General features: G+C 71.6%; 2 protein-coding genes. Both read left to right on the plus strand.

Annotated elements, in window-relative coordinates; genetic code table 11:
* Positions 1 to 4 precede the first annotated feature (4 nt).
* Entirely contained in the window at positions 5 to 4,693 is a 4,689-nt protein-coding gene (locus H4281_RS13640; protein WP_376771874.1) for a type I polyketide synthase, read from the plus strand.
* Between the two features lie 10 nt (positions 4,694 to 4,703).
* A complete protein-coding gene (locus H4281_RS13645) occupies positions 4,704 to 15,104 on the plus strand; it encodes an SDR family NAD(P)-dependent oxidoreductase (protein WP_376771861.1) in 10,401 nt (3,466 codons plus the stop codon).
* Positions 15,105 to 15,187 lie beyond the last annotated feature (83 nt).

Genomic DNA, 15,187 nt, shown 5'->3' on the forward strand with positions numbered 1-15,187 from the left:
CTACCTGAAGCGTGCGACGGCCGATCTGAAGCAGGCCCGCCGCCGGCTGCACGAACTGGAGGCGCGCGACACCGAGCCGATCGCCATCATCGGCATGAGCTGCCGCTACCCCGGGGGCGTGCGGACGCCGGACGACCTGTGGGACCTCGTCGACGAGGGCCGCGACGCGATCGGGGAGTTCCCCGCCGACCGCGGCTGGGACATCGAGGGCGTTTACGACCCGACGCCGGAGCGGCCTGGCAAGACCTACACCCGGCACGGCGGTTTCCTCTACAACGCAGCGGATTTCGACGCCGAGTTCTTCGGCATCAGCCCGCGCGACGCCCGCCGCGCCGACCCGCAGCAGCGGATCCTGCTCGAAGCGTCGTGGGAGGCCTTCGAGCGCGCAGGCCTCGACCCGCACGGGCTCAAGGGCAGCCCAACCGGCGTCTACGCGGGCGTGATGTACCACGACTACAGCGGCGGCAGTCCGGACGGCAGCCTCGTGTCCGGCCAGGTTTCCTACACACTCGGTCTCGAAGGACCGTCGGTGTCGGTGGACACCGCGTGCTCGTCCTCGCTGGTCGCGCTGCACATGGCGGCTCAGGGGCTGCGGCGCGGCGACTGCACGCTCGCGCTGGCCAGCGGCGTCGCGGTGATGGGCACGCCGGAGATGTTCGTGGACTTCTGCAGCCGCCGCGGCCTCGCGGCGGACGGCCGGAGCAAGTCGTTCTCCGACGACGCGGACGGCACCTCTTGGGCGGAAGGCGTCGGCGTACTGGTCCTGGAGCGGCTCTCCGACGCACAGCGCAACGGGCACCGTGTGCTCGCTCTGCTGCGTGGCTCGGCGGTAAACCAGGACGGAGCCAGCAACGGTTTCTCTGCGCCCAACGGTCCTTCCCAGGTTCGCGTGATCGAAGCCGCGCTCGTCGATGCTGGGCTTTCGGTGTCCGATGTGGACGCTGTCGAGGCACACGGCACGGGAACCGCGTTGGGCGACCCGATCGAAGCCCAGTCGCTGCTGGAAACCTACGGACAGCGCAGCAGCGGTGCGCCGTTGCTGCTCGGCTCGATCAAGTCGAACATGGGCCATCCGCAGGCCGCCGCCGGGGTCGCTGGCGTGATCAAGATGGTGCAGGCGCTGCAGCACGCCCGGCTGCCGAAGACGCTGCACGTCGGGACGCCGTCGAAGCACGTCGACTGGACCTCCGGCGCGGTCGAACTGCTCACCGAACCGCAGGCGTGGCCCGAGGTGAACCGGCCGCGGCGGGCGGCGGTGTCGTCGTTCGGGGTGAGCGGGACGAACGCGCACGTGATCCTGGAACAGGCTCCGGCCGCCGAGGAAGCCGCCACAGCACCGGCTCCGGTCTACCCGCTGGCCCTGTCGGCGAAGACTCCGGCCGCGCTGGCTGAGTCCGCTGGGCAACTGGCACCAGTGGACAATGACCTCGCCGACATCGTGCACACGCTCGTCACCGGCCGCGCACCGCTGGACCACCGTGCGGTGGTAGTGGCGCAGGACCGCGAGCAGGCCGAGGAAGCGTTGCGCGCGCTGGCTTCCGGCACCTCCCGTCCGGACGTGATCACCGGTGCCGCGGACGTGCGCGGACGGACTGTCTTCGTGTTCCCCGGCCAGGGTTCACAGTGGACTGGCATGGCGCTCGACCTCATCGAGCAGTCCCCGGTCTTCGCCGCCCGGATGTCCGAATGCGACACCGCGCTGCGGAAGTTCACCGGCTGGTCGGTCATCGAGGTCCTGCGCGGCGAACCGGGTACTCCGCCGGCTGACCGGGTCGATGTCGTGCAGCCGATGCTGTGGGCGGTCATGGTTTCGCTGGCCGCGCTGTGGCGTGGGCACGGTGTCGAGCCGGACATGGTGATCGGCCACTCGCAGGGCGAGATCGCCGCCGCGACTGTCTCGGGTGCACTGTCGCTTGAGGACGGTGCGTTGGTGGTCGCGCTGCGCAGCAAGGCAATCGGCGACGTCCTCGGCGGACGCGGGGGCGGCATGCTGGCGGCAGGTCTCCCGGCGACCGAACTGGAAGAGCGGCTTGGCGCCTGGGACGGCCGGATCTCGGTCGCGGCCGACAACGGCGCGACGTCCGCCGTGCTGTCCGGCGACACCGAAGCCCTTGAAGAACTGCGTGATCAGCTAGTCGCCGAAGGCTTCCGCGCGAAGCTGGTCCCGGTGGACTACGCGTCGCACTCGGCGCACGTCGAACACCTTTCGGACCGGCTGCTCGCCGACCTCGGCCCGATCCAGCCGAGGCGCGGCGAGGTCGCGATGACCTCCACGGTCACCCTCGACGCGGTCGGCGAGTCCACTGTGGACGCCGCCTACTGGTTCGCGAACCTGCGCCGCACGGTCCGGTTCGCACCGGTCGTCGCGCAGCTCGCCGAGGCCGGCTACACGCGCTTCATCGAGATCAGCCCGCATCCGGTGCTGGCGATGAGCATCCAGGAGACGCTGGACGAAACCGGCCACCCCGGCTCGGTCGCCGGCACGCTGCGCCGCGACGAGGGCGGTCTGACCCGGTTCGCGACGTCGATGGCGGAGTACTCCGTCCGCGGCGGCTCGGTCGACTGGCTCTCGCTGGTCCCCGGCGGCCGGATCGCCGACCTGCCGACCTATCCGTTCCAGCACAAGCGTTTCTGGCACGAAGAGGAAACCGCGACCGCGGAAAGCTCAGTCCCGGCAGCCGACCAGGAGTTCTGGCAGGACGTGACCGGCGGCGACGTCGACGCGCTCGCCGCCCGGCTCGGCGTCGGCGCCGGTCCGCTCGCCGAGGTCGTCCCGGCACTGGCCGCCTGGCACAGCCGCCGCACCGAACTGTCCACGGTGGACTCGTGGCGGTACCGCGTGTCGTGGTCCCCGCTGTCCGGCGTGACCAGCGGACTCACCGGCAGCTGGCTGGTCGTCGTCCCCGCCGGGGTCCCGCAGGCAGCCGACCTGGCGGACGCACTGGCCGAGCAGGGCGACGTCGTCCGCCTGGTCGCCGCCGACCACACCCGCACAGCGTTGGCCGAGCTGCTCGGCGAGGCGACCGCAGTCCGTCCGTTCGACGGTGTCCTGTCGTTGCTCGCCTTCGACGAGAACCCGACGCTCAACACCATCGCGCTGCTGCAAGCCCTGCGGGACAACGAGATCGACGCTCCGGCGTGGGTTGTCACCCGAGGCGCGGTCGCGGTCGACGCCTTCTCCGATGCCGACCCCGAAGCCGCTTCGGTGTGGGGCCTCGGCACCGTGGTCGCCTTGGACCAGCCTGGCAGCTGGGGCGGTCTGGTCGACGTCGCCGACGCGTCCGATGCGGCGAAGCTGGCCGCCATCGTGTCCGGTATCAACGACGAGGACCAGGTCGCGATCCGGCCGTCCGGAGTGTTCGCCAAGCGCATGGTGCACGCTCCGCTCGGCCCGGACGCCGCCGAGCCGTGGCGGCCGCGCGGCACCGTGCTCATCACCGGCGGCACTGGCGCGGTCGGCGGCCACGTCGCGCGCTGGCTCGCCGGACGGGGCGCGGAACACCTGGTGCTGACCAGCCGTCGCGGCCTCGACGCCGAAGGCGCGCGTGAGCTGGTCGAAGAGCTGTCCGGCACTCGCGTCACCGTCGTGGCCTGCGACGTCGCCGACGAGACAGCGCTGTCCGAACTGCTCGCAGAACACCCGCCGACCGCGGTGGTGCACGCCGCCGGGGTGCTGACCCGCGAACCCGCGCTGGTCGACGTCACACCGGAGGAGTTCACCGCCGCGATCCGGGCGAAGGTCACCGGGGCCGCCCTGCTCGACCGGCTGCTCGGCGACACCGAACTCGACGCGTTCGTCCTGATGTCCTCCGGCGCCGCCGTGTGGGGCACCACCGGCCAGCCCGCCTACGGCGCCAGCAACGCCTACCTCGACGCGCTGGCCCGCCGCCGGCGCGCGGCCGGGCGTACCGCGATCGCGGTGGCCTGGGGTTCCTGGGGCGGGGGCGGCATGGTCGACGCGGACGCGAGCGATCTGCTGCGCCGCATGGGATTGGCCGAGATGGACCCGCGGCTGGCCGTCGAAGCCCTCGGCCAGGCGCTCGACCACGACGAGTCCCAGCTGGTCGTCGCGGACATCGACTGGACCGCGTTCGCGCCGGTCTACCAGCTCGCCCGGCCCCGTCCGCTGCTGCGCGGCATCCCCGAGGCCGCGGCCGAGGCGACCGAAGCCGAACCGGCGGGCGCGGGCGACCTCGCCGCCCGGCTGGCCTCGCTGAGCCCGGCCGAACAGCGCCGGACCGTGCTGGACCTGGTGCGCGGCGAGGTCGCCGCAGTGGCCGGGTACGACGACGGCGGCGCGGTGGAACCCGCGCGGGCCTTCAAGGAACTCGGCTTCGACTCGGTGACCGCGGTCGACCTGCGCAACCGGCTCGGCGCGGGCACCGGCCTGAAGCTGCCCGCCACGGTCGCGTTCGACCACGTCAATCCGCAGGCGCTGGCCGAGCACCTGTGGAGCCAGCTGTGCGCGGGCGAGACAGAGGTCCCGCTCGAGGCCGGGCTCGACCGGCTCGAAGCGGCGGCCGCCGCGCTCGACGCCGCGGAGATCGACCGGTCCCGCATCCTGCCCCGGCTGCAGGCGGTCGTCGCCGCGCTGCACCAGACGCTGTCGGGCGGCCAATCCGGCTCCGAAGCGCTCGAAGCGGCCACCACCGACGAACTGTTCGCCCTCATCGACGACGAGCTCGGCGCCTGACCACCCGCCCTTGATTCTGCGACAAGAGGTTCTCCAGATGTCTGACGAAGCCAGGACCGACGAAACCAAGCTGGTCGACTACCTGAAGCGGGTCACCGCCAACCTGCAAGAGACGCGGGCGCGGCTGCGCGCGGTCGAGGCCGCCGAATCCGAGCCGATCGCGATCGTGGCGATGGGCTGCCGCTACCCCGGCGGCGTCCGGTCCGCCGACGACCTGTGGGAGCTGGTCGCACAGGGCCGCGACGCGATCGGGGAGTTCCCGTCCGACCGCGGCTGGGCGCTGGACCGGCTGTTCGACGCCGACCCGGACAGCCCCGGCACGAGCTACGTCTCCGAAGGCGGGTTCGTGCACGACGCGGGCGAGTTCGACGCGCCGTTCTTCGGCATCTCGCCGCGGGAGGCGCTCGCGATGGACCCGCAGCAGCGGCTCGTGCTGGAGCTGGCGTGGGAGACCTTCGAGCGGGCCGGCATCGCACCGCACTCGCTGGCGAAACAGCAGGTGGGCGTGTTCGTCGGCAGCGGCGGGCAGGATTACTACGACGAGCTGCCGCCGTCCGTGCTCGCGGGCGAGGTCGAGGACTACCTGAGCACCGGCAACGCCGGCTCGGTCATCTCCGGCCGGATCGCCTACGCGCTCGGTCTGGAGGGCCCGGCCGTCACGATCGACTCCGCGTGCTCGTCCTCGCTGGTGGCGCTGCACTTGGCGGTGCAGTCGCTGCGGCAGCGGGATTGTTCGCTCGCGCTGGCGGGCGGCGTCATGGTGATGTCCCGGCCGGGTCCGTTCCTCGCCTTCAGCCGTCAGCGCGGCTTGGCTCCGGACGGCCGGTGCAAGGCGTTCTCGGACAGCGCGGACGGCACCGGTTGGGCCGAGGGCGCGGGAACCCTGTTGCTGGAACGGCTTTCCGACGCCCAGCGCAACGGACACCCGGTGCTCGCGGTCGTCCGCGGCTCCGCGGTGAACTCCGACGGCGCCTCGAACGGCCTCACCGCGCCGAACGGTCCTTCGCAGCAGCGGGTGATCCGGCAGGCGCTGGCCAATGCCCGGCTGTCGGCGTCCGATGTGGACGCTGTCGAGGGCCACGGCACCGGCACCACACTGGGCGATCCCATTGAGGCACAAGCATTGCTGGCTACTTACGGCCAGGACCGCACCGAACCGCTGTGGCTCGGGTCAATCAAGTCGAACATCGGCCATGCGCAGGCCGCGGCGGGCGTCAGCGGTGTGATCAAGATGGTGCAGGCGATGCGGCACGGTCTGCTGCCGCGCACGCTGCACGTCACCGAACCGTCCACTGAGGTCGATTGGACCTCCGGTGCGGTCGAGCTGCTGCGCACCGAACGTCCGTGGGCAGCGGGCGACCGGCCGCGTCGCGCGGGTGTTTCGTCGTTCGGCGTGAGCGGCACCAACGCGCACATCATCCTGGAGGAAGCGCCTGCGGCGGAGGCCGCTGCGCCGGTCACCCCGAGCTGGCCGGAGGGCGTCGCGGTTCCGCTGCCGCTGGCCGGCCACGGGAGCGCGGCGCTGCGGGCTCAAGCCGCGCAGCTGGCGTCCTCGGCGGCGACCCCGCTTGACCTGGGCTTTTCGCTCGCCACCTCGCGCTCTCCGCTGTCGCACCGCGCGGTCGTCCTGGCTGCGGACCCGAAGCAGGCCATCGCAGCCCTCGCGGACGGCGTCGCCAGTCCGGACGTCGTCACAGGCACCCAGGTGGAGGGGCTGACCGCGTTCCTGTTCTCCGGACAGGGCGCGCAGCGGGCCGGGATGGGGGCCGCCCTGGCCGCCGCGTTCCCGGTCTTCCGCGAGGCGCTGGACGAGGTCTGCGCCGAACTGGACCGGCGCCTCGACCGTCCGCTCAAGACGGTCCTGTTCGAGAAACCGCGGCTGATCAACCAAACCGGCTACACCCAGCCCGCGCTTTTCGCGATCGAGGTGGCACTGTTCCGGTTGCTCGCGTCGTGGGGGATCAAGCCAGACTTCCTGCTCGGCCATTCGATCGGCGAACTCGCCGCCGCCCATGTCGCCGGAATCTTCTCGCTGGCCGACGCCGCCACCTTGGTGGCCGCCCGGGCAAGCCTGATGCAGGCGCTGCCGTCCGGCGGTTCGATGGTGGCGCTGCAGGCGACCGAGGCCGAGGTCGCCCCGAACCTGACTGACGACGTGAGCATCGCCGCGATCAACGGCCCGGACTCTGTCGTGCTTTCCGGCACCGAAGACGCGGTCGCCGCGGTGGTGGCGAAGTTCGACGGACGGAAGTCCTCGAAGCTGAAGGTGTCGCACGCGTTCCACTCGCCGCTGATGGAGCCGATGCTCGCGGAGTTCGCCGCGGTGGCTCGCGGCCTGACCTACCAGCAGCCGGAAATCCCGCTGGTCTCCACGGTCGGCCCGGATGTCGACATGTCCGCAGCGGACTACTGGGTGCGGCAGGTCCGTGCCGCGGTCCGGTTCCACGACGGAGTCGAAACCCTTGCCGCGCAAGGCGTCGGGCGATTCGTCGAGGTCGGTCCGGACGGCGTGCTGTCCGCGCTGGTCCGCCAGACGTCCGACGCGCTCGTGGTTCCGGTGCTCCGCAAGGACCGCGAAGAACCGGCCGCCGCGCTCACCGCGCTGGCCGAACTGTTCGTCAGCGGACTGACCCCGGACTGGGCCGCGGTCTTCGCCGGCCGTGGCGCCCAGCGCGTCGACCTGCCGCCGTATGCCTTCCAGCGCAAGCGGTACTGGCTCGACGCCCGTGCCAATCGCGACGAAGTCACCGCCGCTGGGCTGACGTCCGCCGGGCACCCGCTGCTCGGCGCGGCCGTCGCGCTCGCCGACACCGACGGCGTCGTGCTCACCGGCAGGCTGTCCGTCGAAACGCACCCGTGGCTGGCCGAACACCAGCTCGGCGACGCGGTGACCGTGCCCGGGACGGCGTTCCTGGAACTGGTCGTCCGTGCCGGCGACCAGGTCGGCACTGGCCGGATCGAGGAACTGACCCTCGGCAGCCCGCTCGTCCTGCCCGCCCGCGGCGGCATCCAGGTGCAGGTCACCGTCGGCGCGGCGGGGGAGCGCGACGTCCGTTCGGTGACTGTCCACTCGCGACCCGAAGACGAGGACGCGGACTGGACCCTGCACGCGAGCGGCAGCGTCGCCCCGCAGTCGGCCAACGGCGGCGCCGAGCTGACCGAATGGCCGCCCGCCGGTGCGGAGTCGGTCGCCATCGACGGCCTGTACGACGATTTCGCCGACACCGGCCTCACGTACGGTCCGCTGTTCCGCTCCCTGCAAGCAGTCTGGCAGCGCGACGGCGAGATCTTCGCTGAAGTCGCGCTGCCGGAGGACAGCGACGCTGACCGCTTCGGCCTGCACCCGGCCGCGCTCGACGCCTGCACCCACGCGCTCCGCGTCGCCGGTGGCGGCGACGGCGGAGTCGGCCGGGTTCCGTTCTGCTGGACCGGGGTCGAGCTGCACGCCACCGGCGCGTCCGCGCTACGCGTGCGGTTCACCCCGACCACAGAGGACGGTTTCAAGATCGCCCTCGCCGACCCGACCGGTGCCCCGGTCGCGACGGTCGCCGAGACGGTGTTCCGCGCGTTCACCGCACCGGTCGCCGAGCAGGCCGCTCCGCTGTACCGGATCGAATGGCAGCGGTCCGCGGACCTCGAAGCCACTGTGGACACTGCCGAAGTGCAGATTCTGGAGTGCGTCGGCGAATCCGGCACCGCAGCGGAGACCCATGAGCTGACGCACCGGGTGCTCGCCGCGTTGCAGTCGTGGCTGTCCGAGGAACATCCGTCGGACGCCCGGCTCGTCGTCGTCACTCGCGGCGCGGTCCCGGCCGCCGGGGACGTCACCGACCTCGCCGCCACCGCGGTCTGGGGCCTGGTCCGCTCCGCGCAGGAGGAAAACCCGGACGCTTTCGTCCTGCTCGACCTCGACGCCGAAACCACTCCGGAAGCAGTGTTGCCGCAGGTCCTGGCCTCGGGCGAGGCACAGGCAGCGGTCCGCCTCGGCACGGTCCTGGTGCCGCGGCTGGTCCGCACGACGCCGGAGCTGGAACGGCCGTACTTCTGCCCGCACGGCACGGTGCTGGTCACCGGCGCGTCCGGCGCGCTGGGCGGAAAGCTCGCCCGGCACCTGGTCGCCGAGCACGGCGTCCGCCGGTTGCTGCTGCTCAGCCGCCGGATCACGCCCGCGCTCGACCAACTGGCCGCTGAGCTGCGCGAAAGCGAGGTCGACGTCCGGCTGGAGCGCTGCGACGTCGCCGACCGCGAGGCGCTGGCCAGTGTGCTGGCGTCGCTGCCCGAGGAGAACCCGCTGACCGCAGTCGTGCACGCCGCTGGCGTTCTCGACGACGGCGTGGTCACCGCTTTGACCCCGGAGCGGGTCGACGCGGTGCTCGCCCCGAAGGTCGACGGTGCGCTGAACCTGCACGAACTCACCCGCGAAACCGCGTTGTCCGCGTTCGTGCTGTTCTCGTCGGTCTCCGGCGTCCTCGGCGCGCCCGGCCAGGGCAGCTACGCCGCAGCCAACGCGTACCTCGACGCTCTCGCCTCGCACCGTGTAGCGCACGGCCTGCCGGGTCTGTCGCTGGACTGGGGCCTGTGGGGCGAGGTCGGCGGCATGGGCGGCACGCTCACCGAAGAGGAGGTGCAGCGGCTCGCGGCCAGCGGCATCGTGCCACTGTCCACTGCGGAGGGGCTGGCGATGTTCGACCGCGCCATCGCCGTCCGCAAGCCGACCGCAGTCCCGGCGAAGCTCGACCTGCCCGTGCTGCGCAAACTCGACCGGCTCCCGCGCACGCTGGAGCAACTCGTCGGCCGCGCCACCCGCCGGGTCGCCGCCGTTGCCGAGTCCTCAGTGGACTCCTTCGCGGCACGACTGCTGGGACTGCCGGCGGAAGACCGTCGCGACGCGGTGCTGGAACTGGTACGCGGTCACGCCGCCACCGTGCTCGGTTACCGCGCGGCGCACGAGATCGAGCCGTCGGCGCAGTTCCAGTCGCTCGGCTTCGACTCGCTGACCGCGATCGAACTCCGCAACGGCCTCACCGCGGCCACCGGCCGGCGACTGCCCGCGACGTTGATCTTCGACCACCCCACGCCGACCGCGCTCGCCGCGCACCTGCTCGACGAACTGGCCGGCACTTCAGCAGAGATCGCCACAGTGTCCGCTAAGGACAACTCGGCGGAGCCGATCGCGATCGTCGGCATGGCCTGCCGGCTGCCGGGTGGCGTCGCTTCGCCGGAACAGTTGTGGGAACTGGTGGCGAACGGCCGCGAGGGGATCGGAGACTTCCCGGCCGACCGCGGCTGGGACATCGACGGCCTGCTCGACCCGACCGGCCGCCGCCCCGGCACGACCTACGTCGCACGCGGCGGATTCGTCTACGACGCGGGTGACTTCGACCCGACGTTCTTCGGCGTCTCGCCGAAGGAAGCGCCGATGATCGACCCGCAGCAGCGGTTGCTGCTCGAAGCGTCCTGGGAGGCGCTGGAGCGGTCCGGGATCGACCCGGTCTCGCTCAAGGGCAGCCCGACCGGTGTGTACGCGGGCGTCCAGTACCACGACTACGTGGGCGCGAACAGCGCCGGTTCCATCGTCACCGGCCGCGTTTCCTACACCCTCGGCCTCGAGGGCCCGGCCGTGTCCGTCGACACCGCGTGCTCGTCCTCGCTGGTCGCGATGCACATGGCGGCGCAGGCACTGCGCGGCGGCGACTGCTCGCTCGCGCTGGCCGGCGGCGTCACGGTGATGGCCACGCCGGAGACCTTTGTGGAATTCAGCCGTCAGCAGGGCCTCGCGGCCGACGGCCGGTGCAAGGTGTTCTCCGACGACGCCGACGGCACCACCTGGTCCGAAGGCGTCGGCGTCCTGGTGCTGGAACGTCTGTCCGACGCCCGCGCCAACGGCCACCCGGTGCTCGCGATCCTCAAGGGCAGCGCGGTGAACCAGGACGGCATCTCCAACGGCCTGACCGCGCCGAACGGCCCCGCGCAGCAGCGGGTGATCCGCGCCGCGCTGGCCGACGCCGGCCTGGAACCGTCCGAAGTAGACGCCGTTGAGGCACACGGCACCGGTACGAAGCTCGGCGACCCGATCGAAGTCCAGGCACTGCTGGCCACTTACGGCACGCAGACGTCGGCGGACCGTCCATTGTGGATCGGATCGGTGAAGTCGAACATCGGACACACGCAGGCCGCCGCGGGTGCGGCAGGCGTGATCAAGATGATCGAGGCGATGCGGCACGGCGAACTCCCCGCGACGCTGCACGTGGGCAAGCCGTCAAGCGAGATCGACTGGTCCACGGGTGCCGTCCGGGTGCTGGCGGAGCCGGTGAAATGGCTGCCGAACGGCCACACCCGACGCGTCGGTGTCTCGTCCTTCGGCGTGAGCGGCACGAACGCGCACGTCATTCTGGAGGAAGGCGACCGTCGCGAGGTCACCGCCTCGACTGGTCCGGAGTACGACGGTCCGGTCGCCTGGCCGGTCTCCGGTCGCGGCGCGGCCGCGTTGCGGGCCAAGGCCGAGCAGTTGATGGCCTATGTGGACGAAGAGCCGGAAGGCAGCCTCGCCGACATCGGCCTCTCGCTGGCGACCGCGCGCAGTGCGTTCGACCGCCGGGCAGTGTTGATCGGCAGCCGTTCGCCGCAGTTTGTGCGCGGCCTAGCAGCACTGGTCGACGAAGAGGACGCCCGCGGCGTCGTCCGCGGTATCGCCACCGGCAGCGGCCGAACCGCGTTCCTGTTCGCGGGCCAGGGTTCGCAGCGAGCGCAGATGGGCACGCAGTTGGCGGCGCGGTACCCGGCGTTCGCCGATGCCTATGACGAGGTATGCGCCGCACTCGACAAGCACCTCGACCGGCCGCTGCGCGAAGTGATCGAAAGCGGCGACGGCCTCGACGAGACCCGTTGGACGCAACCGGCGCTGTTCGCACTGGAAGTCGCGCTGTTCCGCACGGTCCGGTCCTGGGGCGTCAAGCCGGACCTGCTCGCTGGCCACTCGATCGGCGAACTCGCCGCCGCACACTGCGCAGGCGTGTTCTCGCTGGCTGACGCGGCGAAGCTCGTGGTCGCCCGCGGTGCGCTGATGCAAGCACTGCCGACCGGAGGCGCGATGGTCGCGATCGACGGAACTCCCGAGGCAGTTCGCGAAGCCGCCGGGGACACTGTGGACATTGCCGCAGTGAACGGTCCGGCGGCAGTCGTGATTTCCGGTGCCGCGGAAGCGGTTGCCGAGGTAGCGACGAAGTTCGAGCGCACCAAGCAACTCCGCGTCTCGCACGCGTTCCACTCGCGACTGATGGACCCGATGCTCGCCGAGTTCCGCACTGTCGCGGAAGGACTGTCCTATGCGGAACCGAGGATCCCGATCATCTCCACCGTCACCGGCGGCCCGGCCGACCTGACCTCGCCGGAATACTGGGTGAACCAGGTCCGCGCAGGCGTGCAGTTCCGCGACGCGGTCACCCGGGCCGCCGCGGACGGCGTGAACCGGTTCCTCGAACTGGGTCCGGACACCACGCTCACCGCGATGACCGACGCCTGCCTCGACGAGCGTCCGGACGGTCTCGTGCTCGCCTCGCTGCTGCACAAGGAGCAGGACGAAGCGGTCGCCGCGCTGACCGGGGTCGCGCAGCTGCACGTCAGCGGCGTCGACGTCGACTGGTCGGCGATCTACGCACCGACCGGCGCGCACCCGGTGCCGGTGCCGACGTATCCGTTCCAGCGCCAGCGTTACTGGCTGGAGAGCACTGCGGCTGCCCCGGGTCAGGAAGACCACCCGCTGCTCGGCACCGCGACGGAGCTGGCCGGTGCGGAAGGTCTCCTGTTCACCGGACGCCTTTCTGTCGGCACGCACCCGTGGCTGGCCGATCACGTCGTCGGCGGCTCGATCCTGTTCCCCGGCACCGGTTTCGTCGAAATGGCGATCCGCGCTGGGGACGAGGCCGGATGCCCGCGCCTGGACGAACTGACCCTGGAGTACCCGCTGGTGGTCCCGGAGCGGACCGGCGTCCGCGTGCAGTTCGCACTCGACGCCGCGGAGAACGGCGTTCGCGCGTTCACTGTCCACTCGCGCCCGGAAGGCGCGGCGGACGGCGTCCCGTGGACCCGGCACGCCACCGGCCGTCTCGCCAAGGCGGGCAAGTCGGAGAGGTTCGATCTCTCCGCGTGGCCGCCCGCTGCCGAGCAGGTGCAACTCGATGGCACGTATGAGGAACTGGCCGCCGACGGTCTCGCGTACGGTCCGGCATTCCGCGGCCTTGTCGCCGCTTGGAAGGGCGACGGGGAAGCGTTCGCGGAGATCCAGCTGCCCGCATCGGTGTCCGATGTGGACCGCTACGGCATCCACCCGGCCGTCCTCGACGCCGCCTTGCACACCATCGGCGTCTCCGGCGCGGTCGGGGACGAACCGGCGCTCCCGTTCGCGTGGGAAGGCGTCCGGCTGCACGCAGTCGGCGCGACGACGCTGCGGGTGCACGTCAAGCAGATCGGCTCGGGTGCGGCAGCACTGAAGATCGCAGACGGCACCGGCGCGCCGGTCGCTTCGGTGGATTCGCTCCTGCTGCGCCCGATGTCGGCACAGCCGCGAGCCGCCGAAACCGGTGGCGCGGAGTCGCTGTTCCGCCTCGCGTGGGAGCAAACCGACCTCGACGCGGTCGCCGAGGTCACCGACTGGACCGTGGTCGGCGACGACCCGTTCGGCCTCACCGAGGCCCTCGGCGCCACCGCCGCGCCCAGCATCGGCGACGCGTCCGGTCTGGTCGTGCTGCCCTCCGCGGGCAACGACGTGCACGCGGAACTGCACCGGGTCCTCGGCGAACTCCAGACGTTCCTCAGCCGTCCGGAAGGCTCCCTGCTGGTGGTCACCCGAGGCGCGGTCGCGGCCGACGCGGAGGAAAGCCCCGACCCGGTCGGAGCCGCGGTTGCCGGACTGGTCCGTTCGGCGCAGGCCGAGCATCCGGACCGGATCACCCTGGTCGACCTCGGCACTGGTACCCCTAGCGGCCGCACTCTGGCCGCGGTGTCGGCGTCGGACGAACCGCAGGTCGCTCTCCGCGCCGGAGCGGTACTGGTGCCACGCCTGCAGCGGGCCGTTGACGCGGCAGCCGCCCCGGTCTGGGATCCCAACGGCACGGTGCTGATCACCGGCGCTACCGGTGCGCTCGGCGGGGCGGTCGCGAAACACCTGGTGACCGAACACAGCGTGCGGAACCTGCTGCTGGTCAGCCGTCGCGGCGCGGAAGCACCGGGCGCGACGGACCTGCGGGACGAACTGACCGGTCTCGGCGCGGAGGTCACCCTCGCCGCCTGCGACGTGGCAGACCGTGCCGCGGTTTCCGTGCTTCTGGAAGGAATCGATCTGCGCGGAGTCGTGCACGCAGCTGGCGTCCTGGACGACGGGGTGCTGACTTCCCTTACTCCAGAACGTCTCGACAACGTCCTGCGCTCGAAGGCCGACGCCGCGGCCACGCTCGACGAGCTGACCCGCGACCACAACCTGACCGCGTTCGTCCTGTTCTCCTCGGCCGCCGGCGTGCTCGGCGCACCGGGGCAGGGCAGCTACGCCGCGGCGAACGCCTACCTCGACGCGCTGGCGGTCCGCCGCCGTCGCGAGGGTCTCGCGGGCTCGTCGCTCGCCTGGGGCTTGTGGGGCGGCGGCATGGGCGCGGCACTGGAGGACGCGGACGCCCACCGCATCGGCGAAACCGGCATCACCGCGCTGTCCACTGAGGACGGTTTGCGATTGCTGGACGCGGCAGCGGGTTCACCCGAACCGCTGCTCGTGCCGATCGCGCTGGACACTCGCGTACTGGCGTCCTCGGGCGACGACGACCTCCCGGCCGTCCTGCGCGAACTCGCCGGCTCTCGCGGCCGACGCGCGGCTCAGGACGCCGTGGAGGACACCGAATCGCTCGCGCAGAAACTCGGCGCGCTCCCGCCGGGCAAGCGGGTGCCGACCGTGCTCACCCTGGTGCGCACGCACGCGGCGACGCTGCTCGGGCACGCCGGTCCGGAGGCGGTGGAAGCGGACCGCTCGTTCAACGAGGTCGGCTTCGATTCCTTGTCCGCCACCGGGTTCCGCAACAAGCTCAGCCTCGTCACCGGCCTGAAGCTGCCCGTCAGCCTGATCTTCGACTACCCGACGCCGCGGATCCTCGCCGAGCATCTGGTCGCCGAACTGGCCCCGGCCGAGGCCGAGCCGGAACCGTTGTCGGACCAGGGAATCCGCGACGCGCTGGCGGCGATCCCGCTGGAGCGGCTGCGTTCGGCCGGCCTGCTCGACGGACTGCTCGAACTGGCGGGCATCCAGATCCCGGAACAGGCCGTCGCCGACGAGGAGCTGGAATCGTCCGCGGTGGACGAGAACACGATCGACGAGCTGGACACCGACGCGTTGATCAGCATGGCAATCGGGGGTGGGGACGACGATTAGCCCACCCCTATCGGGCCCGGCCGGTATTGCCGCTCTCGCGGCCGCTGTGGCCCACTTGATCCCGACAGTTTCCCCGCTTGACC

This window comes from Amycolatopsis dendrobii, from assembly GCF_014145675.1.
Taxonomy (GTDB): domain Bacteria; phylum Actinomycetota; class Actinomycetes; order Mycobacteriales; family Pseudonocardiaceae; genus Amycolatopsis; species Amycolatopsis dendrobii.